At 64.2% G+C, this 23733-nt stretch carries 18 protein-coding genes and 1 pseudogene; 9 read left to right on the forward strand and 10 right to left on the reverse strand.

The genetic code is table 11. The features are described 5' to 3' along the window. Nucleotides 1-4: 4 nt before the first annotated feature. The gene (locus tag QYC26_RS16680; RefSeq protein WP_317513347.1) at nucleotides 5-811 is read left to right on the forward strand and encodes a rhodanese-related sulfurtransferase; all 807 of its coding nucleotides are present in this window, start codon (nucleotides 5-7) and stop codon (nucleotides 809-811) included. A gap of 17 nt (nucleotides 812-828) precedes the next feature. Here the strand turns inward: QYC26_RS16680 and QYC26_RS16685 are convergent, their stop codons facing one another. Continuing rightward, on the reverse strand, nucleotides 829-3111 hold the full coding sequence (locus QYC26_RS16685; RefSeq protein WP_317513348.1) for a hypothetical protein: 2283 nt from the start codon (nucleotides 3109-3111) through the stop codon (nucleotides 829-831). Nucleotides 3112-3293: 182 nt separating this feature from the next. Here QYC26_RS16685 and QYC26_RS16690 point away from each other — a divergent pair, with 182 nt between their 5' ends. The 3 genes from QYC26_RS16690 to QYC26_RS16700 are packed head-to-tail and all read left to right on the forward strand — an operon-like array spanning nucleotide 3294 to nucleotide 6979. Further along, the gene (locus tag QYC26_RS16690; protein WP_317513349.1) at nucleotides 3294-4466 is read left to right on the forward strand and encodes a hypothetical protein; all 1173 of its coding nucleotides are present in this window, start codon (nucleotides 3294-3296) and stop codon (nucleotides 4464-4466) included. Between the two features lie 33 nt (nucleotides 4467-4499). Beyond that, complete coding sequence (locus QYC26_RS16695; protein WP_317513350.1) at nucleotides 4500-5621, forward strand: DUF2336 domain-containing protein; 1122 nt, start codon at nucleotides 4500-4502, stop codon at nucleotides 5619-5621. Next, complete coding sequence (locus tag QYC26_RS16700) at nucleotides 5609-6979, forward strand: HAMP domain-containing sensor histidine kinase (protein WP_317513351.1); 1371 nt, start codon at nucleotides 5609-5611, stop codon at nucleotides 6977-6979. The genes QYC26_RS16695 and QYC26_RS16700 overlap by 13 nt, the downstream gene beginning before the upstream one ends. 111 nt (nucleotides 6980-7090) lie before the next feature. Here the strand turns inward: QYC26_RS16700 and QYC26_RS16705 are convergent, their stop codons facing one another. Next, a complete protein-coding gene (locus QYC26_RS16705; protein ID WP_317513352.1) occupies nucleotides 7091-8377 on the reverse strand; it encodes a citrate synthase in 1287 nt (428 codons plus the stop codon). 34 nt (nucleotides 8378-8411) lie between these two features. Continuing rightward, on the reverse strand, nucleotides 8412-9842 hold the full coding sequence (gene gltX, locus QYC26_RS16710; RefSeq protein ID WP_317513353.1) for a glutamate--tRNA ligase: 1431 nt from the start codon (nucleotides 9840-9842) through the stop codon (nucleotides 8412-8414). Between the two features lie 132 nt (nucleotides 9843-9974). Here gltX and QYC26_RS16715 point away from each other — a divergent pair, with 132 nt between their 5' ends. Beyond that, nucleotides 9975-12023 carry a ComEC/Rec2 family competence protein gene (locus QYC26_RS16715; protein ID WP_317513354.1) on the forward strand — a complete coding sequence of 683 codons (2049 nt, stop codon included), beginning with the start codon at nucleotides 9975-9977 and terminating at the stop codon, nucleotides 12021-12023. On the opposite strand, the gene lexA is transcribed toward QYC26_RS16715, so the two are convergent. The 6 genes from lexA to QYC26_RS16745 form a co-directional block, all read right to left on the reverse strand. Beyond that, nucleotides 12017-12706 (reverse strand): transcriptional repressor LexA, encoded by a 690-nt coding sequence (gene lexA / locus QYC26_RS16720; RefSeq protein ID WP_317513355.1) that lies wholly within the window; start codon nucleotides 12704-12706, stop codon nucleotides 12017-12019. The genes QYC26_RS16715 and lexA overlap by 7 nt on opposite strands. A gap of 94 nt (nucleotides 12707-12800) precedes the next feature. After that, nucleotides 12801-13592 (reverse strand): indole-3-glycerol phosphate synthase TrpC, encoded by a 792-nt coding sequence (gene trpC / locus QYC26_RS16725; RefSeq protein WP_317513356.1) that lies wholly within the window; start codon nucleotides 13590-13592, stop codon nucleotides 12801-12803. Then, complete coding sequence (trpD, locus tag QYC26_RS16730; RefSeq protein ID WP_317513357.1) at nucleotides 13589-14587, reverse strand: anthranilate phosphoribosyltransferase; 999 nt, start codon at nucleotides 14585-14587, stop codon at nucleotides 13589-13591. The genes trpC and trpD overlap by 4 nt, the downstream gene beginning before the upstream one ends. After that, nucleotides 14584-15177 carry an aminodeoxychorismate/anthranilate synthase component II gene (locus QYC26_RS16735; RefSeq protein ID WP_317513358.1) on the reverse strand — a complete coding sequence of 198 codons (594 nt, stop codon included), beginning with the start codon at nucleotides 15175-15177 and terminating at the stop codon, nucleotides 14584-14586. Before QYC26_RS16735 ends, trpD begins: the two co-directional genes overlap by 4 nt. Nucleotides 15178-15284: 107 nt before the next feature. Continuing rightward, nucleotides 15285-16781 (reverse strand): anthranilate synthase component I, encoded by a 1497-nt coding sequence (gene trpE, locus QYC26_RS16740; RefSeq protein ID WP_317513359.1) that lies wholly within the window; start codon nucleotides 16779-16781, stop codon nucleotides 15285-15287. Next, on the reverse strand, nucleotides 16778-18730 hold the full coding sequence (locus QYC26_RS16745) for a peptidylprolyl isomerase (protein WP_317513360.1): 1953 nt from the start codon (nucleotides 18728-18730) through the stop codon (nucleotides 16778-16780). The genes trpE and QYC26_RS16745 overlap by 4 nt, the downstream gene beginning before the upstream one ends. 113 nt (nucleotides 18731-18843) lie before the next feature. Here QYC26_RS16745 and tpiA point away from each other — a divergent pair, with 113 nt between their 5' ends. From tpiA to QYC26_RS16765, 4 genes and pseudogenes are all read left to right on the forward strand, one after another. Continuing rightward, a complete protein-coding gene (gene tpiA, locus QYC26_RS16750) occupies nucleotides 18844-19584 on the forward strand; it encodes a triose-phosphate isomerase (RefSeq protein WP_317513361.1) in 741 nt (246 codons plus the stop codon). 95 nt (nucleotides 19585-19679) lie between these two features. Beyond that, nucleotides 19680-20069: pseudogene (gene secG / locus QYC26_RS16755) on the forward strand (preprotein translocase subunit SecG); the annotation flags it as partial. A gap of 215 nt (nucleotides 20070-20284) precedes the next feature. Then, the gene (locus QYC26_RS16760; RefSeq protein WP_317513362.1) at nucleotides 20285-21919 is read left to right on the forward strand and encodes a CTP synthase; all 1635 of its coding nucleotides are present in this window, start codon (nucleotides 20285-20287) and stop codon (nucleotides 21917-21919) included. Between the two features lie 133 nt (nucleotides 21920-22052). Continuing rightward, nucleotides 22053-22739, forward strand: coding sequence for a Crp/Fnr family transcriptional regulator (locus QYC26_RS16765; RefSeq protein ID WP_317513363.1), 687 nt, complete (start codon nucleotides 22053-22055; stop codon nucleotides 22737-22739). 49 nt (nucleotides 22740-22788) lie between these two features. Here the strand turns inward: QYC26_RS16765 and QYC26_RS16770 are convergent, their stop codons facing one another. Continuing rightward, nucleotides 22789-23259: an Hsp20 family protein gene (locus tag QYC26_RS16770; RefSeq protein ID WP_317513364.1), complete on the reverse strand. Its 471-nt coding sequence runs from the start codon at nucleotides 23257-23259 to the stop codon at nucleotides 22789-22791. Nucleotides 23260-23733: the final 474 nt, after the last annotated feature.

The raw sequence follows: 23733 nt of genomic DNA on the forward strand, positions 1-23733 counted from the left end.
CGTCATGACTTCAAGGGTGCGCGTGGCAGCGCTGTATCGTTTCGCCGTTCTCGACGATTTTGCGGATCTGCGCGAACCGCTGCGCACCCTTTGCGATGCCCATGGCATTCGCGGCACGCTCCTTCTCGCTTCCGAGGGCATTAACGGCACCATTGCGGGGGCGGAAGACGGCATCGCGGCGGTGGTTGCGCATATCCGCGCGCTGCCGGGCTGCGATGAAGTCGACGTCAAATATAGCTGGGCCGAGGCAATGCCCTTCGATCGCATGAAGGTGCGGCTCAAAAAGGAAATTGTCACCATGGGCGTGGCGGGCGTCGATGCCGCGCGCGATGCGGGCAATTATGTCGAGCCTGAAGATTGGAACGCGCTGATTTCCGATCCCGACGTCATCCTGATCGATACGCGCAACGATTATGAGGTCGAGATCGGCACCTTCCGGGGGGCGATCGATCCCAAGACGAACAGCTTCCGCGAATTTCCCGAATGGTTCCGCGCCAAGCGGGCCGAACTGGGCAAGACGCCCAAGGTCGCAATGTTCTGCACCGGCGGCATTCGGTGCGAAAAATCGACCGCCTTTGTGAAGGCTGAGGGGATCGACGATGTCTTCCACCTCAAGGGCGGTATCCTCAACTATCTCGAAAAAATCCCCGAGGCCGAAAGCCTCTGGGATGGTCAATGCTATGTCTTCGATCACCGCGTCAGCGTCGGCCACGGCGTCGTCCCCGGCGATTACGGTGCGTGCCGCGCCTGCGGCCGTCCGGTTGCCAAGGGCGGGGATTGCGGCGTGTGCTCGGGCGGCAAGCCCGTCTGAGCCCGCCCATCAGGCGATCAGCGAAGTCGCTCGATCGCCTGCGCCAGCGCCACGTACAGCTTGCCCATGTCGGACGACAGGATCGTCACGCCCAGCGGCGATCCATCGCGCGTCGACAGGATGTTGCGAAGCATCGCCTCGAAATCGTGGATGTAGCGGTTCACCTGCTCGCGGAATTCCGGATCATCGTCATAATGCTGGCTGATCTCGCGAACTTCGCCGGCATCGAGCAGGCGCACCGCGCGGCGGGTGAACACGCCCCGGTCGCCCTTCAGATAGGCTGCCCAGGCGGTGTCGGTCATCTCGTTCGACAGGATCTTGGTGACGTCGATCGCGGTTGAATTGAGCGCCTCGATCAAAAGCGCCACGCGGCGCGACAATGTGTCGCGATTGGCGCTTTCCACTTCGTCGCGCGCGGTCTGGATCCGGTCTTCGACGGCGGCGGTGGTCTCGGCGATCGTCAGCATCCGGCTTGTAAGATGTTCGGATGCCGCTTCGGCCGCCTTCACCGCACGCTCGGCGGCGGCGGCAATCTCGGCCATCTGAACCTCGACCTTGTCGGAGATCGCCTCGCGCATCGCCGCTTCGCTCGCCGCGCCCAGTTTCTCGCGGGTTTCGGGAACGATCGAGGCGAGCGTTTCCTTGGCGCGTTCGGACGCCTGAACGGCGGTCTCGCGCACGCGGACCAGCGATTCGACCAGTTGCGGCCCCACCGATTCGGCAAAGCGCTGCGCGGAATCGCCCGCCAGCCCGATCGCTCGGCCCAGTTCCTCGACGGCATCGCGGTTGCCCGTGATCCGCGCGTCCATTTCGCCGATCACGCCGTCGATCCGGCGCTGGTGCTGATCGATCATCGCATGCGCGTCGGTCAGGCGGTTGAACGCCTTTTCGGTCGCCTGTTCCAGGCGCTCGGCCTCGGGCATCACCTGGCCCAGCAACGCCATGCTCTGGTTCAGCTTGGCATCCAGCCTGTCGATGGCGCCCGGCAGCGTCTCGTCCAGCTCGCGCGCATTGGCGTCGAGCGCGGTCAGCAAGGCTTCGGAACGCCCGATCAGCGTATCGGCATAGCTCTGGCCGCCGCGCAGCATTTCGGCCATTTTCTCGGCATTGCCATGCAGCCCGGTCAGCGCCTCCGAAAGCCGTCCGGCATGCGCGCTTCCGGCCTCGTCGAGCGACGCGAGCTTGTGCTCGGCATCCTGGAAGGCGGTCTGCAGCGATGCGAGCATATCGCGGGTCACCGCTTCGTGCGTCGTCAGCAATTCGCCTAAGTGGCGAATGCGGTCGTTGATATCGGCCACCCGGCCGGTCAGCGCGCGCGCCGCCTCTTCGCCTGTCTGGCCAAGCGCGGCCTGCGATTGCTCGACCATCGCCATCATCGCCGCGCCCTGCGCTTCCATGCCCCGGCGGGCGGCGTCGATCGCCTCGGCCGCGCGGCCAAGGGCGGCATCGACCGCCTCAGTCATCTGCCCGGCGGCCGCCTCAAGCCGTGTCCCGGCATTCTCGCTGGTGCTTTCCATGCGCGAAAGATGCGCGGCGAGCCGTTGCGCCGCGCCGCCTGCGATTTCATCGGCTTCGCGCCCGCGCAGCGCCAGCGCGGCCAACTGGGCTTCCAGCGCCCCGGCGCGCTCATGCGCGGCGAGCCCAGCGCCCTTCAATTCCTCGGTCATCCGCTCTGTCTGGCTCTGCGCCTTGGGCAGGTCGGCCAGCAGGACGGACATGTCGGTGCGCGCGGCGATCGCTGCGCTCTTCAGCGCGTGCGCATGGCGCGCCAGCGTCTCGATCTCGCCGCCCAGGGCGCGGCTCGCCCCGTGCAGGCGCACCGTGGCGTCTTCGCCGATCCCGTTCAGCTCGCCCGCCTGCTCGGCCAGAAGGGCGCGATTTTCATGGATGCGGGTCGTCACTGTGCGGAGCACCGCGTCGAGCCGGGCCGATTCGGCGCGCAGCCCAGCGCTCGTCGCCGAAAAACGGCGCGCTTCGCGGCTGCTGGAACGCATGGCGAGAAGATAGCCGACACCGATCGTCGCCAGCGGCGCGCACAGCATCGCGGCCATCGCGGGCAGATCGGGCATCGGCGCCGATTGCGTGAAATACCACCCACTGAACCCCGTCCAGCCAAGCGCGGTCGCCGCTGCAATCGCTGATATGGCGCGGTCGCGGCCGGACGAAACCGGGGCCTCGCTCCACGAATCGGCGATGATCGCGTCCCAATCGGGCGCGCGCATCTGCTCCGCCAGTTCGGCTTGCGGTTCGCTTCCTGCGGCGTCGCGAGGAAAGTCTATGATGCGTGATCCCCCAGTCATGGCGCATCTTTACCATGAAAGCGGCGACAGGGAACAACGTGCTTTTCCCATCAATCCGCGCGCACTGTCCATTCGTCGCAGAAATGCGGCGAATAATGCGTGGGGGGTGGGGAAAAGCTTGCTTTGCACCGGGCGATCAAAACGCTTATCGACCGGATAAGAAATCCGGGGGTTTAGGTACGTTGGCGCTCGCCAGTCTGATTATCGGTTGTTCGGAACGCGATGACGACAATCGCGGTCTTCGCGCCGCTTTGCCTTTTCTCGGCCAGACGCTGATCGAATATCAGGTGCGTCAGGCCGCGGCAGCGGGTGCCTCGCACGTCGTCGTGCTGGTCGAACGGTTGCCCGCCGCCCTGGTCGGCGCGGTCGACAGGCTTCGGCGCGATGGCATCGTCGTCGAACTCGCGCGCAGCGTCGCGGATGCGGCGGACCGTATCCATCCCGATGAACGCCTGCTCATGATCGGCGACGGTGTCGTCGTACGGCAGGACGTGATCGACCGTGCCGCGCGGGTCGATGCACCCGCGATCTTCACCTTGCCGGACAGTGCCGACATGCAGCGGTTCGAGCGGATCGATGCCGATGCGCGCTGGGCGGGGATCGCCACGCTCGACGGCACGACGCTCCGCCGCACCGTCGCGATGCTCGGCGATTGGGATCTCCAGTCGACATTGCTGCGCCGGGTGGTTCAGGCGGACGCGGTTCGGCACGAAGCGGCCGTTGGATCGGTCTGGCTCGTCGACCGAGCAGAGGAAGCCCGCAGCGCCGAAGCCCAGTTGCTCAGCGGCAAGGGGGCGGATTTCCTGCCCAGTTCGCTCTCCGAGGCCGTCACCCATTTCCTGCTCGGTCGCAATATTCAGCCGATCTGGCTGCGAATCGGGTCGATCAGCCTTTCGGCGCTGGCGCTGCCTGCCTTTGCGAGTGGCTGGATCACGGTCGGCGCGCTCTTGCTTGCGCTGGCCGGGCCGGTTGCCGCCATTCCCAAGCGGATGGATGGCGTGGCGCTTCGCGCCGCCAAATGGAGCCGTTTCTGGCGCATGGGGCGCGATAGTCTTGCCGCCTGCGCCACGGTCATCCTTGCCGGCCGGCTCGCCGCGGACGGGGCGGGGTGGGGCGTCTGGGCGCTCGGCGCGATATTGATCGGCCTCATGGCCGCCAACGCCGTGCAGGATCGGCTGACCAACCACAGCTTCCTCAACGCGCCCGTCATGGCGGGAATTTTCCTGCCTTTCGCCTTTTTCGGCTATCCGGTCGGCGGGCTCGGCACCTGCGCGCTTGCGGCCTTTGCAGCGCTGCTGGCGGGCCAGCAACTGGTCGCGCGAAAATTGCGCGATATGCCCCTCAAACAGATTTAGGCCAAATTAACTATGGGCTGGTAATCAGCCCTCATGTTCGTTGGGGACAGAAACGACGCAAAGCTTCAGGCAGATCCGGCTGACCGGCTTCTGGCGGAGGCGGCGCGCGCCGCGAAGAGCGCCCGTCAGCGGATCGGCGCGATGGTCGATCTGTTCCTTCCCGATTCGATGCGGCTTTCGGATTATCAGCGGATCACCGTCCGCCGCTTTCTCGCGCGGCTCGTCACCTCGGTCGAAAACGACATCCGTCAGCGCCTGGTCGTCGAACACGGCCAGCATTTTTCCGAAGACCTGCTCGCCGCGCTTGGCAGCACGCGCGTCACCATCGCTTTGCCCGTGCTCGAACGCGCCCGCGCGCTCCACGATGCCGAACTGATCGCGCTGCTGCTCGCCCGTGTTGAGGAGCAGAAGCTTACCGAACGCCTGCGCAAGAATGCCGAGGCAAACGGCGAGGCCAGTTCGTTGATCGAGGCGCTGATGGCCGATGCGGATCCGGCATTGTCCGCCGCCGCCATGGCGCTGCTGATCGCCGAAAGCCGCCGCTGTTACATCTTCGAAGACAGCGCCTTACCGCGCACCGATCTGCCCGCCGAGATGCATTATCGGCTCACCTGGTGCGTCGCGGCCGCCATTCGCGATTATCTGGTGCGTCTCCACGGGGTTTCGCCCGCCGCGGCGGATAGCGCGCTCACCGAATGCGGCTCTGCGTTGCTCGCCGCCCATGACGAGGGAGAGATGCTCGAGGCGGCCGCCATGCATCTCGCGCAACTGCTCGGCGAACGGGGCTGGCTCGACGATCAGGTTCTGAAGGCCACGTGCGTCGAAGGGCGGCTTGCGCTGCTCATCGCCATTCTGGCCGTTCGCGCCGGCATGGATTTCGACGGCGTACGCGAAATGATCCTGCCCCCCAATGGCGGTCGGCTCATCCTGCTGTTGAAAGCTCTGGGCGTCGCGCGCGATACCGCCGCCGCCATATTGCTCGCGATGAACGAGGCGGACGATCACTTCGCCGAAGTCATGGTCGCCTTCGATACTGTCGATCCTGCGCGCGCGCAGGATGCGATCCGGCCGTGGCAGATCCATCCCGGCTACCGCGCGGCGATTGCGGCGCTTTCGTCGGGAACCTCCGAACGGGGGGATGGATGGGTTCCGTGAACGGCGCGCTCAACGCCGGCGTGCGTGGACGCGTCGATCGCAACGGCCGCCTCGTCGAGGCGGATCGCCAGTTGCTCGATCTGCATATCCGCGCCGGCGGAGAGGCTGGGGGTGCGCTCGCGGTGCCGCAGATCGCAGCACTTGCCCGGCTCTCGCAGCGGCTCGGCATTCTCATCTCGCGCTCGGTCGTCGCGGCGGACGGCGCCAATGACCTTGATCTCTGGGTGCGCGCGCAGCCCGACGGCAATGACGTACAGCTTACCGTCGGGGGCTGGGCGCAGCGCGTCGCCGTACAACCCAATATCGCCGACACCGCCCGCGAAACCGATTTCCTGCGCGCCACCTCGGACTGGCTCTGGGAAACTGATGACAGTCTCAAGGTTGTGGCGCTTTCTGCCTCGGCTGAAACGGTGATCGGCAGCGCCGCCAGCGCGATCATCGGCCAGCCCTTCACCCGCATCATCAAGCTGCTGGAAAATGAAGAGGGCGCTCTCCCGCTCGTCGATGCGCTCGCAGCCAAGATACGCTTTGCCAATCAACTCGCCCAGATCCGGGGGCGCGAAGCGCGCGTTCGCCTGTCCGCGATGCCGCTTTTCGATGGCGTCGGCCGGTTTCGCGGGTTTCGCGGCGGGGCCAGCTGGCTTGATTTGCCGGGTGAGGACGGAGCGGATGAGGCGCCGCTTGCCGTGCCCGATGCCTTTGCCGGCCGGCTCGACAAGGCGCTGCGCGAGCCGCTCGACCGGATTATCGCCAATGCCGAGACGATCAGCGCGCAGACCGAAGGGCCGCTCCGCCGCGATTATGCCGATTATGCCCGCGATATCGCGACCGCGGGGCGTCATCTGATGGCGCTGGTCGACGATCTCGTCGATCTCCAGGCCATTGAACGTCCCGATTTCAGCCCGCAATCGGATGCGGTGGACATTGCGGACATAGCCCGCCGGGCGGCCGCGCTTCTCGCGGTGCGCGCCTCCGAACGCGGGGTGCGGATAGACCGGCCTGCGCCCGATGAAATCTTGATGGGGCGGGGCGAGTTTCGCCGCGTGCTCCAGATCCTCGTCAATCTCATCGGCAATGCGGTGCGCTATTCGCCCTCGGGCGCCATGGTCTGGCTGCGCTGCGAAGCCCAGGACGACCGCGCGGTGATCGTCGTCGCCGATCAGGGCAAGGGGATCGCGGATAGCGATCACGGCCGCATCTTTGAAAAATTCGAGCGCGTCGATGTGTCGGAACCCGGCGGCAGCGGGCTCGGGCTTTACATCGCCCGGCGGCTCGCCCGCGCGATGGGCGGCGATATATTGGTGGACAGCGCACCAGGCCAGGGTGCCCGCTTCACGTTGATCCTGCCGCTCGCCTGATATCTTTTATCATCAGTCGGTTGAGTCTGGTTCTCAACAATTCATCTGCACGAATCAAAAGGGACACATGGCGGTGCCACATGTCCCTCTTGTTGCGATATTCGCTTCGGATCAGCGGTTGCCGATCGCCACATAGTCGCGCTGCACCGGGCCGGTGTAGAGCTGACGGGGGCGGCCGATCTTCTGAGCGGGGTCCGAGATCATTTCGTTCCACTGCGCAACCCAGCCCACGGTGCGGGCGAGGGCGAAGAGCACGGTGAACATCGTGGTCGGGAAACCGATCGCCGACAGGATCACGCCCGAATAGAAGTCCACGTTCGGGTAGAGCTTCTTGTCGACGAAATACGGATCCTTGAGCGCGATCTGCTCGAGTTCGCGTGCGACGTCGAAGACGGGATCGGTCACGCCGAGCTTTTCGAGCACTTCGTTCGCGGTCTTCTGCATCACCTTGGCGCGCGGATCGTAGTTCTTGTACACGCGGTGGCCAAAGCCCATCAGGCGGAACGGATCGTCCTTGTCCTTCGCGCGGGCGATATATTCGGGGATGCGATCCGGCGTGCCGATTTCACGCAGCATGTTGAGCGCGGCTTCGTTCGCGCCGCCATGTGCGGGGCCCCACAGGCAGGCGATGCCGGCCGCGATGCATGCGAACGGGTTGGCGCCCGACGAACCGGCGAGACGGACGGTCGAGGTCGACGCGTTCTGCTCGTGGTCGGCGTGGAGGATGAAGATCTTGTCCATCGCTGCTTCAACGACGGGGTCGACAACATATTCCTCGGCCGGAACGCCGAAGGTCATGCGCAGGAAGTTGCCGGTGTAGGACAGCGAGTTGTCGGGGTACAGGAAGGGCTGACCGACCGAATATTTATACGCCATCGCGGCGATCGTCGGCATCTTGGCGATCAGGCGGTGGCTGGCGACCATGCGCTGATGCGGGTCGTTGATGTCGGTCGAATCGTGGTAGAAAGCCGAAAGCGCGCCGACCACGCCGCACATAACGGCCATCGGGTGCGCATCGCGGCGGAAGCCACGGAAAAACGCCGCGAGCTGCTCGTGCAGCATCGTGTGGCGCGTGATCGTGCCCGTGAACTTGTCGAGTTCGCCAGCGTTGGGCAGTTCGCCGTTCAGCAGCAGATAGGCGACTTCCATGAAGCTCGACTGTTCGGCCAGCTGATCGATCGGATAGCCGCGGTGCAGAAGAATGCCCTGGTCACCATCGATATAGGTGAGACCGGATTCGCAGCTTGCGGTCGAAGTGAAGCCGGGATCGTACGTGAAGGCACCCGTCTGGCCGTAAAGCTTGCGAATGTCGATGACGTCAGGGCCTACCGAGCCGGACAGGACGGGATATTCTAATTCCTTGTCGCCCAGCGCCAGTTTCGCTTTGCTGTCGGCCATATAACACTTCCTCCTGTATTAACTCCGTCAGGCCTCAGGCGACCTGATCATGGATACGTGCAAGCGACTCCTGCTTTCCAAGCAGCACGAGCACGTCAAATATTCCCGGTGAGGTCGCACGCCCCGTCAGGGCAGCCCTGAGCGGTTGCGCAACCTTCCCCAGACCAATTCCGGCATCTTCAGCGACCTGGCGCACCGCATTTTCCAGTTCAGGTGCGGACCATTCTGCCGAGCTCTCCAAGGCGGCACCCGCTTTTGCCAGCAGGGTTGCCGCTTCGCCTCCTACCAGAGTCGAAGCCTTTTCGTCGAGCGAAAGCGGGCGCTTTTCAAAGAGGAAAAGCGCGCCTTCGGCCAGTTCATCGAGTGTCTTTGCACGCGGTTTGAGCGATGCCATCGCCGCGGTCAGCAGGGTGATCTGCGCATGGTCCAGCGTCACGCCAAGCCGGCTTTCCACGCGCGGGGCAACCAGCGTTGCCAGACGCGCATCATCGCCTTCGCGAATATAATGGCCGTTCAGATTTTCGAGCTTCTTGATGTCGAAGCGCGAAGGCGAACGTCCCACGCCGGCCAGGTCGAACCATTCGATCGCCTGCTCGCGGCTGATGATCTCATCGTCGCCGTGGCCCCAGCCGAGGCGGAGCAGATAATTGCCGACCGCTTCGGGCAGCAGGCCCATCTCGTCGCGGTACGCGTCCACGCCCAGCGCGCCGTGGCGCTTGGACAGCTTGGCGCCGTCATTGCCGTGGATCAGCGGAATGTGCGCGTAAACCGGCTCGTCCCAGCCCATCGCGCGGATGATGCCGAGCTGGCGGAAGGCGTTGTTCAGATGGTCGTCGCCGCGGATGACATGCGTCACGCCCATGTCGTTATCGTCCACGACCACGGCGAGCATATAGGTGGGGGTGCCGTCCGAACGCAGCAGGATCATGTCGTCCAGCTCGCTGTTCTGGACGACGACGCGGCCCTGCACGGCGTCCTCAATCGCCGTCTCGCCTTCGTGCAGCGCCTTGAGGCGGATTACGAAGGGGGCGCCCTCGGGGGCCTCGGAAGGGTCGCGGTCGCGCCAGCGGCCGTCATAGCGCATCGGCTGCTTGGCCGCGCGCTGCTGCTCGCGCAGTTCCGCCAGTTCCTCGGGGGTCGCATAGCAGCGATAGGCATGCCCCGATTCGAGCAGCGCGTTCGCCACTTCGGCATGACGCTCGGCACGCGCGAACTGGTAGACGGTGTCGCCGTCCCAATCGAGGCCAAGCCAGCTCATGCCGTCAAGGATCGCGTCGATCGCCTCCTGGGTCGAACGCGCACGATCGGTGTCCTCGATGCGCAGCAGGAACTTGCCGCCATGGTGGCGCGCGAACAGCCAGTTGAACAGGGCGGTGCGGGCACCGCCGATATGCAGGAAACCGGTCGGGGAAGGCGCGAACCGGGTTACAACAGGCTTGTTTTCAACGCTTGCGCCCACGCGCATGTTCTCCACTATGCTTATATGGCCAGAACGACCGGGGACGCCCCTAGCACGGCTTATCGCGCGCTGCAAAAGCCTCAGACGGGGGTTGAGGCTGCATTTTTTTGCATTGCACTTGTTGCAATCGAAACCTGGTTGGAAAAGGAGCGCGATCAGCTCCCGCTCTGGCTGCCGATTGGGCTGGGCGCGGGCATCGCGGCCTGGTTTGTCTTGCCGTCGCAGGCGCATTGGGCAGCGGCAATTTTCACCTTTCTCGCGCTTGCGCTGTTGGGCGTCGCGCTCGGCCTGTTCCGCCGTTCGGGAAAGGCGCTTCTGCTCTTTGGGCTGTCGGGCGCGCTTGGCGTCGCGCTGATCGGCGTGCGTTCTGAAATGGTGGCGGCGCCGCGTCTCGAACGCCCGGTCGTGTCTACTTTTTCCGCCGAGGTCGAAAAGGTTGAGAAACTTCCGGCGCGCGGGCTTGTACGGCTTACGGTCGCGCCCGTGGCCGACGCAAAGCTGCCCCCACGGCTACGCATCAATGTCGTCGACACCGATCCGGTTGCGGTCGTGGTCGCACCCGGCGCACAGATGAGCCTCAAGGCCCGGCTGATGCCCCCGCCCGATGCGGCCGTACCCGGAGCCTATGATTATGCGCGTATCGCCTGGTTTCAGGGTGTCGGCGCCACGGGCCGGGCATTGGGGCCGATCACGCTCCTGTCCGCTGGAAAACCGCGCTGGGGAAGCGATTTTCGCGCCCGACTGACCGCGCATATTCATGAGGCGCTTCCCGGCGCGCCCGGGGGAATAGCCGCTGCGCTCGTGACCGGCGATCGCGGCGCCATCAGCGAAGCGGATGCAGAGGCGATGCGGCGGAGTGGCCTTGCGCATCTGCTCTCTATCAGCGGTCTGCACGTAACCGCCGTGGTCGGCGCGACGATGCTGCTCGTGCTCAAGCTGCTGGCGCTCAGCCCACGCCTGGCGCTGAATGCACCGCTGCTCCTCATTTCAGCCGCCGCCGGGGCTTTGGCCGGCATCGGCTACACGCTGCTCAGCGGTGCTGAGGTGCCGACGATCAGATCGTGCATCGCCGCGCTGCTGGTTCTGGGCGGGCTGGCACTTGGGCGCGATGCGATCACCCTGCGGCTCATCGCCACCGGCGCGTTGTTCGTCCTCCTCTTCTGGCCCGAATCGCTCGTCGGCCCCAGCTTCCAGATGAGTTTTGCTGCCGTCACCGCGCTCGTCGCGCTGCACGAACACCCTCGGATGAAGGCACTTCTCGCGCGCCGCGATGAACCGATGCCAATGACTTTGGCGCGTTCGCTCTTCGGGTTGCTGGCAACCGGCATCGCCGTCGAAATCGCATTGATGCCGATCGCGATGTTCCATTTCCACAAGACCGGTGTTTACGGCGCCCTGGCCAATATCCTTGCCATCCCGCTCACCACCTTTGTCGTCATGCCGCTTGAGGCGCTCGCGCTGGTCTTCGACCTTGTGGGTCTGGGCGCGCCATTCTGGTGGGGGGCAGGGCAGGCGCTCGGCCTGCTGCTCGGGGTTGCGCATTATACGGCGGCGCTGCCGGGGGCGGTGCTCGGCATTCCGATCATCCCCACCGGCGCGTTCGCGCTGACGGTTGCTGGCGGGTTATGGATATGCCTCTGGCGCACGCGCGTTCGCTGGGCCGGGATTTTCCCCTTGGCGCTCGGCATGGGATGGATGCTCGCAACGCCCGCGCCCGATCTGCTCGTCACGGGCGATGGTCGTCATCTCGCCATACGCACGCCAGGGCAGGGCTACGCAATCCTGCGTGATCGCGCTGGCAATTATGTCCGCAACACGCTCGGGGAAAGCGCCGGGACGCAGCAGGAATTGATCTCGCTCGACCAAGCCGGTGCGGCGCGCTGCACGCCGGACAGCTGTGTCATGGAAGTCGCGGATGGGGGACGAACATGGCGCATCCTTGCGCTGCGCAGTTCCTATCTGCTTCCCCGGCAAGAACTCGAACCCGCTTGCGCGCTCGCAAATATTGTCGTCAGCGAGCGCCGCTTGCCGTCCTGGTGCCACCCGGCATGGCTCAAGATCGACCGGAGCCTGCTTGCCAGAACCGGCGGGCTTGCGATCACCCTTGCGGGGCGCCGCGTATCGACTGTCAGGCAACCGGGCAGCGATCATCCATGGGAGAACGCTGCTGTGGGCGCGGTTCAGTAACGCCGTAGCAGTCCTGCCAGTCGGCCTTGGATACGGATCTGATCGGGGCTGTAACGCTGCGGATCATAGGCGCGGTTTGCCGGGTCGAGGCGGACCATCGCGCCTTCGCGGCGGAAATATTTGAGGGTTGCTTCATGGTCCTCGATCAATGCGACAACGATCTCACCATCGCGCGCCACATCGGTTCGTCGGATCAGCGCGTAATCGCCGTCGAGAATGCCCGCTTCGACCATCGAATCGCCCGAAACCTCAAGCGCATAATGCTCGCCCGTTCCCAACAAGGCGGCCGGCACCGAGAGCATGTTGTGGCTTTCGATCGCCTCGATCGGCAGGCCCGCTGCAATGCGCCCATGCAGCGGGATTTCGAGCACGTCGTTCGCCGCCGGGGGAAGCGGACGGCTGAGTTCCGTTGCGGGATTGGCGGCGGGAACCTGCGGCGTGACCGGTGCGGAGGGGGCAGCATCGGCGCGTTCGGGCATCTTGATGACCTCAAGCGCGCGTGCGCGATTGGGCAAGCGTCGGATGAAGCCGCGTTCTTCGAGCGCGCTGATCAGGCGGTGCACGCCCGACTTGGACTTGAGGTCCAGCGCTTCCTTCATTTCCTCGAACGAAGGAGAGACACCCGTCTCGGTCAAACGGTCGCTGATGAAGCAGATAAGCTCATGTTGCTTGCGTGTGAGCACGGCGCGCCTCTCGAATGGAACGAATGAGGAACGTGTAGGAAACATATCGGGCCGCGTCAAGCGAAGCCCGATAGTTCGTTCCTTCCGCTCGCTATCAGGCCGTCCCGATCAATGCGCGCGTCGCCTGCTCGACATCCGCTTCGCGCATCAGCGCTTCGCCGACAAGGAAGCAGTGGACGCCGTGCTTTGCCATCGCGTCGAGATCGTCCTTGGTACGTAGCCCGCTTTCCGCAACGAAGGTGCATCCCGCCGGTGCCTTGCCCACCAGTTCATAGGTGCGCTCGAAGCTGACCGAAAAATCGCGAAGATCGCGGTTGTTCACGCCAATGAGGCGCGATTTGAGCGTGAGCGCGCGTTCCAGTTCCTCGGTGTCATGCACTTCGATCAGCGCGTCCATGCCGAAACGGATCGCCTCGTCCTCGATGGCCACCATTTCGGCGTCGGTCAGCGCCGCGGCGATGATCAGGACCGCATCGGCGCCCAGCGCACGCGCTTCTGCGACCTGCCAGGGGTCGACCATGAAATCCTTGCGGAGCACCGGGATCGAAACCGCCTCGCGCGCGGCGACCAGATAGGCATCGGCGCCCTGAAAATACGGCTCATCGGTCAGCACCGAAAGGCATGCCGCCCCGGCGCGCTCATAGGCGCGGGCATGCGCCGGCGGATCGAAATCGGCGCGGATCAGGCCCTTGGACGGGCTTGCTTTCTTCACCTCGGTGATCACTGCATGGCCGGTGCGCGCCTTGGCATCCAGTGCGGCGCGAAAGCCGCGGGGCGCCGTCTGGCGCGCAGCCTGCGCTTCCAGTTCGCCAAGGCTCGTCAGCGCCTTGCGCCGGGCGACCTCGTCGCGCTTGGTGTTGCAGATTTCGATGAGCTTGTTGGTCATTTATAGGCAATCCAGCAATCAAGAAGCGTGTTGGCCACGCCGTTGTCGAGCACCTCGCGCGCCTCTTCGACGCCGTTTTCCCAGCTGTCGACGCGTCCGGCGACAACGAGTGCAGCGGCGGCGTTCAGCAGCACGGCATCGCGATATGCGCCTTCTTCGCCCAGCAACAGCCGGCGCAGCGCCGCCGCGTTGAAGACCGCGTCGCCGCCGCGCAGCGCTTCCTGAGGATGGCGGGAAAGCCCCACATCCTCAGGCGTCAATCGCGACGTGCCGTGGCCACAGGCGCCGATGCGCACGATCGTGCTGGGCCCGCAGACCGACAGTTCGTCAAGCGGCTCGTCGCCTGCCACCAGCATCGCCGATTCGAGGCCAAGAAGTTCGATCGCGCCGGCAACCACGTTCAGGAAGTCGGGGCGCGCAACGCCCAGCAACTGGCGCTTTACACCGGCCGGATTGCACAGCGGCCCGGTCAGGTTAAAGATGGTCCGGCGGCCGATAGCCTTGCGCACGCCAGCAAGCTTGCCGAGCGCGGGATGATGTTTCTGCGCGAACAAAAAGCCGATGCCGATATCGGCCAGGCTTCGCTCGGCGGTCTCGGACGCGCGGTCGAGGTTCAGTCCAAGCGCTTCCAATGTGTCGGACGATCCCGCCTTGCTCGACGCGGCGCGGTTGCCATGCTTGGCGACGGGCACACCGCAGGCGGCCACCACGATCGCGACCGCGGTCGAGATGTTGAGGCTGTGCGATCCGTCGCCCCCGGTCCCGCACACATCGATGGCGCCCTCGGGCGCGCTCACTGGGATCAGTCGCTGGCGCATCGCGCGCACGGCGGCGGCGATTTCCACCGAGGTCTCGTCACGCTCCGCCATTACGGTCAGAAAACGCTGGATCTCGTCCTCAGCGGCCTTGCCGTCGAGAATGTCGCTGAACGCCGCGAGCGCGGTTTCGGAATCGAGGGGCGCCGAGGCATCGGGCAGCAATACGGAAACAGTCATGCCCGTTCCGCCACCTTCAGCCCGGCAATCCGCATGAAATTGGCAAGCATTTCATGGCCATATTCGGTGGCGATGCTTTCGGGATGGAACTGGACGCCGTGGATCGGCAGCGTTTCATGGGCAAAGCCCATCACCGCGCCGTCGGCCGTGCGGGCATTGACGCGCAGGCACGAAGGCATGCCTTCATCGGGCACGATCAGCGAGTGGTAGCGGGTGGCCGTGAGCGGCGAGGGGAGCCCCTCGAACAGCCCCGTGCCGTCATGCGTGATCGGCGATGTCTTGCCGTGCATCAGCTCGGACGCGCGGATCACCTGGCCGCCGAAATGCTGGCCGATCGACTGATGGCCAAGGCAGACGCCGAGCAGCGGCTTGTTCGCCGCCGCGCACGCAGCCACCAGTGAAAGCGAAATACCCGCCTCATTGGGGGTGCACGGCCCCGGCGAAATCAGAAAGGCATCGGCACCGGTGGCGATCGCTTCATTGGCGCTGATCGCGTCGTTGCGGACAACCTGCACCTCGGCGCCGAGCTCCATCAGATAATGAACAAGGTTCCAGGTGAAGCTGTCGTAATTGTCGATGACGAGTATCATGGCGGGCGCTTTATCCTGTCGCGCGCGCAGGGGGAAGCTTTTGCTTCCTTCCGGGCGCGGCGTTGCTGCCGAAAGAAGATTGCGGGCCCATCGAAAGGGCCCGCACCTTATTGTCCGAAGCGAGCCTCCCCAGCGATGCGGACGGCTTCGCGCGCGGCGGCAAACAGTGCGCCGGACTTGGCCTCGCATTCGCGCTGCTCATATTCGGGGTTCGAATCCGCGACGATTCCGGCGCCGGCCTGCACATGCATCATGCCGTCCTTCACCACGGCGGTGCGCAGGACGATGCAGCTGTCCATCGATCCGTCGGGTGAGAAATAGCCTACCCCGCCAGCATAGGCGCCGCGCGTTTCGGGTTCCAGCTCGGCGATGATCTCGCACGCCCGCACCTTGGGCGCACCGGAAACCGTGCCCGCCGGGAAACCGGCAAACAGCGCGTCGATCGCATCTTTCGACGGATCGAGCTGCCCCACCACGTTCGATACGATGTGCATCACATGGCTGTAGAACTCGACCGTATAGCTCTCGGTCACCTGCACGCTGCCCGCAGTTGCCACGCGACCAACATCGTTGCGGCCGAGATCGAGCAGCATCAGATGCTCGGCGCGTTCCTTGGGGTCGGCGAGCAGGCTGGCCTTGTTCTCCGCATCCTCGGCGGCCGTCTTGCCGCGCGGGCGGGTGCCCGCGATCGGGCGGATCGTCACCTCATTGTCCCGCGCGCGCACCAGGATCTCCGGGCTCGACCCGATGATCGAAAAGCCGGGCATGTCGAGATAATAGAGGAAGGGCGACGGGTTTATCCGTCGCAGCGATCGGTAAAGATCGAAAGGCGGCAAGGTGAAGGGCGTCGAGAAACGCTGCGCCAGTACCACCTGAAATATATCGCCAGCCGCGATATATTCCTTCGCCGCCGCCACCATTTCGCCGTAACGTCCCGGCGCGAGCACCGGGGTTTGGACGATCTCGGGCAAATCCGTCGCGGGCTCTGGCCGCTGCAACGGGGCGGCCAGTCGGGCCGCCGTCGCCTCGATCCGCTCCTCGGCCAGCCTGATCTTGTCGTCGATCGATCCGGGCGTCTCGGGCCAGACCGGGGAAACGAGGAAAAGCTCGTCGGCCAGCCGGTCAAAGATCAGGATCACCGTGGGGCGGACGAACAGCATGTCCGGCAGGCCCAGCGCGTTCTCGGGCGGACGCGGCAGCTTTTCAACCAGCCCCACCGTCTCGTAACCGAAATAGCCGACCAGGCAGGCAAGCGCGCGGGGCAGTTCCTGCGGCACGTCCATCCGGCATTGCAAAACGAGTTCGCGAAGCGCGTCGAGCGCATTGCTCTCAAGCGGTTCGAACGCGGCCTTGTCACTCAACCAATGGCGGTTAACCTCGGCCTTCTGGCCCTCGGCCCGAAATACGAGGTCGGGCGCCAGCCCGATCAGGCTGTGGCGCCCGCGGGTCTCGCCGCATTCAACCGATTCCAGCAGATAATCGCCGCGATCGGCCTCGATCAGCTTCAACGCCGCCGATACCGGGGTGTCGGTATCGGCAATTTGACGCTTCCATATCAGGGCAGGGCGGCCAGCCTCCAGCGCTTCGCGTACAGCAACGCTCATTGTGCCAGGGACTCGCTGCCAGCCAGCTGACGCTTCAGCTTGGCGGCGGCTTCGGCATTGCGCTTCACGCCGAGTTCTGCCTTGGTCGCGTTGACGAACTGCTCGGTATATTCTTGGCCGATCGCGCGGCTCATCTCGCGGCGCAGCAGGTCCACCAGTTGGGGCTGCGTGTTGATGTCGCCGGGCGTGATCTTGTCGAGCCAGACGACGAACCAGCCCTGCTTGCCGGGCGCTTCAAGGTGCTTGGCGCGCTTTTCGGCCATCGAGAAGAGCAGCGTCAGCGGCGGCGCAACCGGGCGGCCCGAAGCGCTGATTTCCGAACGCTTGCCACCGATACGCTCGGGCGCCGGCAGCTTCACGCCGGCCTCGTTCATTGCCTGGGGAAGGGGCATACCCTTGCTCACCTTCGCCACGATCGCGTCGGCGATCGCCTTGGCACGTGCCGAAGCGCGTTCCAGCTTGAACGCTTCGGTCACGGCCGCACGCACCTGCGCCAGCGGGCGCGGCGTCGCCGGGATCACGCGTTCGACATCGGTCAGCGCGTATCGGTTGCCGTCTTCGATCGTTTCGATCGTCGGATCGTCATCGGCCGACATTTCGAATGCGGGTTCAAGGAAGCGCGCAAAGGACGCATCGGGACGGAAGTCTGCATTGTCCGGGTCAACGCCTGCTGCGGTGATTGCGGGCGTGGTGATCGCGGTCAGGTTGTTGGCCTTCAGGATCTCGTCGAAGGTCGCCTTGTCTGCAATCATGTTCTCGATGTTCGCAGCAAAATCGGAAAGTGCGGCGTCGAGCTTTTCCTTCTCAAGCGCCTGATTGATTTCGGCGCGCACCGATTCGAGCGAGCGGGCGGGGATCGTCTTGACGCCGTCGACGCGAATGACGTGCCAGCCAAGGCCCGAACGCTGCGGCGCAAGGACCGTGCCCTGTGCGGCGGCGAAGGCTGCATTCGCCGCCGCTTCGGAGCTGAGCCCGGCAAAGGCCTGCTTGCTCTGTTCGGTCAGCGTCGATGCTTCCAGCCCGGCCTGCGCGGCGGCGGCGGCAAAGCTCGTGCCGCCGCGAACCTTGGTTTCGAATGCGCGCGCGGCGTTCTGATCCTGCAAGATCACCTGCGTGATGTTGCGGGTTTCGCTGGCGGCGTAGCGGGTTGCGTTCGCCTTGTAATAGTCCGCAATGTCGGCTTCGGTCGGCTTGGCCTTCGCGGCCAGCATCGCGCGGTCGAAAACGGCGTAACGGATCACGCGGCGCTCGGGCACCGTGTAGCGGCCGATATTGCGGTTATAATATTGGGTCAGTTCGGCGTCGCTCGGTGCGGCGCCGTCGGTCAGCGCGGCAGAGGGCACGAAGCCGACCATGCCGCTGCGCTCTTCAAGCGACAGGGCGGCATAGGGGCGGGCGAGCAGGGCGGGTACGCGCGATACCGCACCGGTGGGCACCAGCATCTGGCGCGTCAACAGGTCCGAGGCGATGTCGCCGCGCAGCTGCTTTTCGGTCACGCGGCGCTGCGCCAGAACCGAAAGAAACGTCGTGCGATCGAACTTTCCGCCCGGGCCATTAAATGCCGGAATTCCAGCGATCTCGGCGTCGACCAAGCGGCGGCTGACCGCAAAGCCCGCCTGATCGGCAAAGCCGTCAAGTGCGCGGACGTTGATCATCTGTTCCAGCGTCTGTTCGAAACCGCCGGCGTTGATGAAGGTCGTCATGTCGAGCCCCGGCATCTCGCGGCGCTGGATATCCAGCTGGTTCTGCGCGCGCATCTGCAGTTCTTCGCTCGAGATGTCGTGCTTGCCGACTTCGGCGACCACGCCGCTACCCAGCGATGTGCCTGAGCCGTTCATCGAGCCGGAAATGTCGGATCCCGCAAAGGAAACCGCCACTAGGGCGATGAAAATGAAGCTGCCGATCAGCCCGATCTTGGAATTGAAGATGCGCCGGAAAAACTGGATCATGCGATAGCCCGAAGCCCGAAAAAGAAAATGTGAAGCGTTGCTTTAGGCGGCAGAACTTCCCTCGACAAGGTATCGGCGATATTGGCAGCCCCGGAATCACCAAGGAGCATGTAATGGCTTTGCGCAAACTGGTCGCCGGAAACTGGAAGATGAATGGCGATCGTGCCCAGCTGGTTGAACTTGATGCAATTGCTCAGGCCGCTGCCGCCAATGGCAGCGTCGACGTTGCAATCTGCCCGCCCTTCACGCTGATCGCTCCGGCCGCCGAACGGCAGCCGACGCTGGCAATCGGTGCGCAGGACTGTCACGCCGCCCCCAATGGCGCGCACACCGGCTGCATCTCGGCAGCCATGCTGAAGGAAGCGGGCGCCACGCTCGCCATCGTCGGCCACAGCGAACGTCGTACCGACAATCATGAAACCGACGGCGAAATCCGCGCCAAGGCCGAAGCTGCTATTGCAGCCGGGCTGACCGCGATCGTCTGCGTCGGCGAAACCGAGGCGGAACGCGATGCCGGCAAGGCGCTGCACGTCGTCAACAAGCAGCTCGATGGCTCGGTCCCCGGTTCGGGCTCGGGCGAAACGCTGGTCATCGCCTATGAACCCGTCTGGGCGATCGGCACCGGCCGCACGCCTTCGGTCGCCGATGTGGCCGAGGTTCACGCCGCGATCCGCGCCAAGCTCGTCGATCTGCTGGGCGAAGAAGGCGCCAAGGTCCGCATTCTTTACGGCGGTTCGGTCAAGCCCTCGAATGCGGTGGAACTGCTTTCGGTGGCCGATGTCGACGGCGCGCTCGTTGGCGGGGCCAGCCTGAAGGCTGCTGATTTCATTCCGATTATCGAGGCCGGCGCCTGAGCTTTTGGCTGGGTAATTGCCTGATGTGTTGAACTAAGAAGCGCGAGCAGGTAAGGGCAGCGCTTCATCATTTCTGATTGGCGGCTTTCGCATCCATGTTCACTTTCCTGCTCGTCGTTCACGCCATTATTGCAGCCGCTCTCGTGGGCGTGATTCTCATGCAGCGCTCTGAGGGCGGTGGGCTTGGCGTGGGCGGAAGCCCCTCGGGGCTGATGTCGGCGCGTGGTGCGGCAGATTTCCTGACGCGCGCAACTACGGTGCTGGCAACGCTCTTCGTGCTCATGTGCATTTTCCTGGCGGCTCTCGCCTCGATGCGCGGTTCGGGGGAAGCTCTCGATACCTCGCTCGTCCGCGAACCCTCGGCCGTTCAGCCCGCACAGCCGCTGCCGGCACCGACCAACGACCCGCTTGCGGGTGCGGTCGCACCGGCCCCGGCTCCTGCACCGACGGCAGCCCCTGCGGCAACGCCCAAGGCAGACGCTGCACCGAAAAAGGAAGCAGCCGACAAGCCGGCGGCTCCTGCGGCCAAGCCGGTCGCGGCACCGCCGGTCGTCAGCCTGACGACCCCTGCGGGCAACGCCACAAACACCAACTGAGCTTCCAGACCTCTGTTTTTGAGGTCTTGACGCATGATTTAGCGGCAAGCGCCAGATTCGGGCGCTTGCCCAAACCCCATTTACAGGTCTAAGCCTTTACTCCCATGGCGCGGTTCATTTTCATCACCGGCGGCGTGGTCTCCTCGCTCGGCAAAGGTCTCATGGCGGCAAGTCTTGCTGCCCTTTTGCAGGCGCGCGGGTATCGCGTACGCATTCGTAAATTCGATCCCTATCTGAACGTCGATCCGGGAACGATGTCTCCCTACCAGCACGGCGAGGTCTATGTGACCGACGATGGCGCTGAAACCGATCTCGACCTCGGGCATTATGAACGCTTCACCGGCGTTCCCAGCCGCAAGTCGGACAATATCACCTCGGGTCGCATCTATCAGACGATCATCGCCAAGGAACGTCGCGGCGATTATCTCGGCGCAACGGTTCAGGTCATCCCGCACGTTACCGACGCGATCAAGGAATTCGCGCGCAACGAAACCGACGATGTCGATTTCGTGCTCTGCGAAATCGGCGGCACGGTCGGCGATATTGAATCGCTTCCCTTCATGGAGGCGATCCGCCAGCTTCGGAACGATCTCGGCCGCAGCAACAGCGTTTTCGTCCATGTCACGCTCGTCCCCTATATCGCGGCGGCGGGTGAACTGAAGACGAAGCCGACGCAGCACAGCGTGCGCGATCTCACTTCGCTCGGCATTCAGCCCGATGTGCTGGTTTGCCGCTGCGAACGTCCGCTCCCCGAAAGCGAGCGCGCAAAGATCGCGCTGTTCTGCAATGTGCCCACCGACGCGGTCATTCCGGCGCTCGATGCGTCGAGCATCTACGGCGTGCCGCTGCAATATCATGCCGAAGGGCTCGATCACGCGGTGCTCGGCGCTTTTGGTCTCGATTCCAGCGCCCAGCCTGAACTGAGCCGTTGGGACGATATCATGGATCGTCTCGGCAACCCCGAAGGCGAAGTCACGATCGGCGTCGTCGGCAAATATGTCGGCCTGGCCGATGCCTATAAGTCGCTCAACGAAGCGTTGGTCCATGGCGGCATCGCCAACCGCGTGAAGGTGAAGGTCCGCTGGATCGACGCCGAGCTGTTCGAAAAGGACGAAGAAGATATCGCGGCAGCGCTTGAGCCCTGCCACGCCATTCTCGTCCCCGGAGGCTTTGGTGAGCGCGGTTCGGAAGGCAAGATCGCGAGCATCAAGTTCGCGCGTGAACGCAATGTGCCGTTTTTCGGCATCTGCCTCGGCATGCAGATGGCCTGCATCGAAGGCGCGCGGAACACCGCGGGCATCGCCAAGGCGTCGACCACCGAATTCGGCCCCACCGAAGAGCCCGTTGTCGGCCTCATCACCGAGTGGGAAAATGCCGAGGGCCGGCAGCTGCGCGAAGCGGGGGGCGATCTGGGCGGCACGATGCGCCTCGGCGCCTATCCTGCGTCGCTCACCGGCAACAGCCATGTCGCGACGATCTATGGCGGCACCGACATCAGCGAGCGGCATCGCCACCGCTATGAGGTGAACGTCCATTACCGCGATGCGCTTGAAAAGGGTGGGCTCGTCTTTTCGGGCATGTCGCCGGACGGCGCGCTCCCCGAAATCGTCGAGCGCCCGGATCATCCGTGGTTCGTCGGCGTTCAGTTCCACCCTGAACTCAAGTCGAAGCCGTTCGATCCGCATCCGCTGTTCGCAAGCTTCATTGAAGCCGCCGTGAAGCAGAGCCGACTGGTCTGATCCGACGGTGAAGAAAATCGGGCCGGTATGGGCATCCTTCGGGGTGTCCATACCGGCCTTTTTCTTTAAGGGGGTGACAGGACGTCTCCAATAGGCTTTTGAAGGCAATTCCAAAGGCATGCGGAGCGTCTTCATGAATGCCGATCAACTGGCGACAATCCTCCCGCAACATTCGATTTTCGCATCGGCCAGTGCCGCCGAACTCGAAGCCATTCTCGCGCGCGGCATGCTCGTCAAATTCGCCAAGGGCACCGACATCGTCCGCCAGGGCGATGAAGGCGATGCGCTTGTCATCCTCCTGTCGGGACGCGCACGCATCTCGATGATCGCCAGCAACGGCCGCGAAATCGTGCTCGATTATGCTGAGCCGGGCGCCGTGATCGGTGAAATCGCACTGCTTGACGGGGGGGAGCGCACCGCGACGGCCACGGCGATCGACGATGCGTCAGGGCTTCGCCTTGCTCGGGATAGCTTCGAAGCGGTCGTCGCCGCGCATAGCGGGCTTGCCATCCGAATCATGCGCGAACTCGCGCTGCGCCTGCGCCAGGCCAATGCCACGATCGAGAGCGACCGTGCGTTGACGGCCGGGCCGCGTCTTGCGCGCTTTCTGGTCCGGCTATGCGACGGGCAGGATCTCAGCGGTCATTTGCGCCTCGATCTCAGCCAGAGCGAACTGGGCATGTTCGCGGGCATGTCGCGTGAACAGATCAACCGCCAGCTTGGCGCTTGGGCCGATACCGGGGTGATTGCGCTGGAGGGTGGGCGTATCCGTATCGTCGACGGGCAGGCGCTCACCGATATCGCCGAGGCGCTTGATTGAAAAGAAAACGCCCGGGTGTTTGGCCCGGGCGTTTTCCTGGTGATACGGGTCAGGCGGCGTCGCGATGGGCTGTGATCTGCTCCACGTCCGCGGGCGCACCGGCGGAAATGGCAATCTTCTGGGGCTTCATCGCCTCGGGGATTTCGCGAACCAGATCGATCGTCAGCAAACCGTCCTGCAGCGAAGCGGCTTCGACGCGCACGAAATCGGCGAGTTCAAAGCGGCGTTCAAAGCTGCGATTGGCAATGCCGACATGCAGGAAGTTGGAACGGTCCTGATTGGCGCCGTCCTTATTGCCCTTGACCAGCAAAAGGTTCTGCTGCGCAACAATCTCGATCTCGGTCTGCCGGAAACCGGCCACCGCCAGGGTGATGCGGTAGCGATCTTCGCTCAGGCGCTCGAGGTCGAAGGGGGGGTAATTGTCGCTCTGCTGCTGACGCGCGCTGTTTTCGAGCAGGTCGAAAAGGCGGTCGAAACCAACGGTGGAACGGCGATAGGGGGTAAAGTCGAAAGCACGCATGTCTCAAATCCTCGCATGAGCAAAATGAACATTCTGCGGAATCCCTTCCAAGGCGATCCCGTTTATCCCGGGCCCCATCGGGCGGCCCGGTGTACTCAATCTGGTATGGAAAAATCGGCGTTCAAGAGGGGCGGCGCGCAAATTTGCGGCTGCCCTGAAAAGCCGAATGCCCGGATCGTTTCCGATCCGGGCACCCGCGTGACGATAAATCGTCAGCCCCCTTTGGTTGGCTTCAGCACACTGTCGAAACGTCCCCTTAAACGTTCCGCTGGGCGAAGCCCTCCCCGAACCACGGCTTTGCCTGCGTTTCAGTAAGGAGACGCTACGCAATGGACCGCCGATTGTCATCGACCGTTTTGGACTTGAGGATAGATTCCTTAACCCTGTGTTCATTTGGCAACAGGCTCTTGCGGTTGCCTCGAACACCGCGTGACCGTAGAGCCAAGCAATGTCCGCACAGCCAGGGTGCCTCCC

The sequence above is a fragment of the Sphingomonas sp. C3-2 genome, assembly GCF_033025475.1.
GTDB lineage: Bacteria > Pseudomonadota > Alphaproteobacteria > Sphingomonadales > Sphingomonadaceae > Sphingobium_A.

Bases quoted from the DNA above. Each gene is read 5' to 3' on its own strand.
- QYC26_RS16680 (WP_317513347.1), top strand. From the start codon at position 5: ATGACTTCAAGGGTGCGCGTGGCAGCGCTGTATCGTTTCGCCGTTCTC.
- QYC26_RS16685 (WP_317513348.1), bottom strand. From the start codon at position 3,111: ATGACTGGGGGATCACGCATCATAGACTTTCCTCGCGACGCCGCAGGA.
- QYC26_RS16695 (WP_317513350.1), top strand. From the start codon at position 4,500: ATGTTCGTTGGGGACAGAAACGACGCAAAGCTTCAGGCAGATCCGGCT.
- QYC26_RS16700 (WP_317513351.1), top strand. From the start codon at position 5,609: ATGGGTTCCGTGAACGGCGCGCTCAACGCCGGCGTGCGTGGACGCGTC.
- QYC26_RS16705 (WP_317513352.1), bottom strand. From the start codon at position 8,377: ATGGCCGACAGCAAAGCGAAACTGGCGCTGGGCGACAAGGAATTAGAA.
- gltX (WP_317513353.1), bottom strand. From the start codon at position 9,842: ATGCGCGTGGGCGCAAGCGTTGAAAACAAGCCTGTTGTAACCCGGTTC.
- trpC (WP_317513356.1), bottom strand. From the start codon at position 13,592: ATGACCAACAAGCTCATCGAAATCTGCAACACCAAGCGCGACGAGGTC.
- trpD (WP_317513357.1), bottom strand. From the start codon at position 14,587: ATGACTGTTTCCGTATTGCTGCCCGATGCCTCGGCGCCCCTCGATTCC.
- QYC26_RS16735 (WP_317513358.1), bottom strand. From the start codon at position 15,177: ATGATACTCGTCATCGACAATTACGACAGCTTCACCTGGAACCTTGTT.
- trpE (WP_317513359.1), bottom strand. From the start codon at position 16,781: ATGAGCGTTGCTGTACGCGAAGCGCTGGAGGCTGGCCGCCCTGCCCTG.
- QYC26_RS16745 (WP_317513360.1), bottom strand. From the start codon at position 18,730: ATGATCCAGTTTTTCCGGCGCATCTTCAATTCCAAGATCGGGCTGATC.
- tpiA (WP_317513361.1), top strand. From the start codon at position 18,844: ATGGCTTTGCGCAAACTGGTCGCCGGAAACTGGAAGATGAATGGCGAT.
- QYC26_RS16760 (WP_317513362.1), top strand. From the start codon at position 20,285: ATGGCGCGGTTCATTTTCATCACCGGCGGCGTGGTCTCCTCGCTCGGC.
- QYC26_RS16765 (WP_317513363.1), top strand. From the start codon at position 22,053: ATGAATGCCGATCAACTGGCGACAATCCTCCCGCAACATTCGATTTTC.
- QYC26_RS16770 (WP_317513364.1), bottom strand. From the start codon at position 23,259: ATGCGTGCTTTCGACTTTACCCCCTATCGCCGTTCCACCGTTGGTTTC.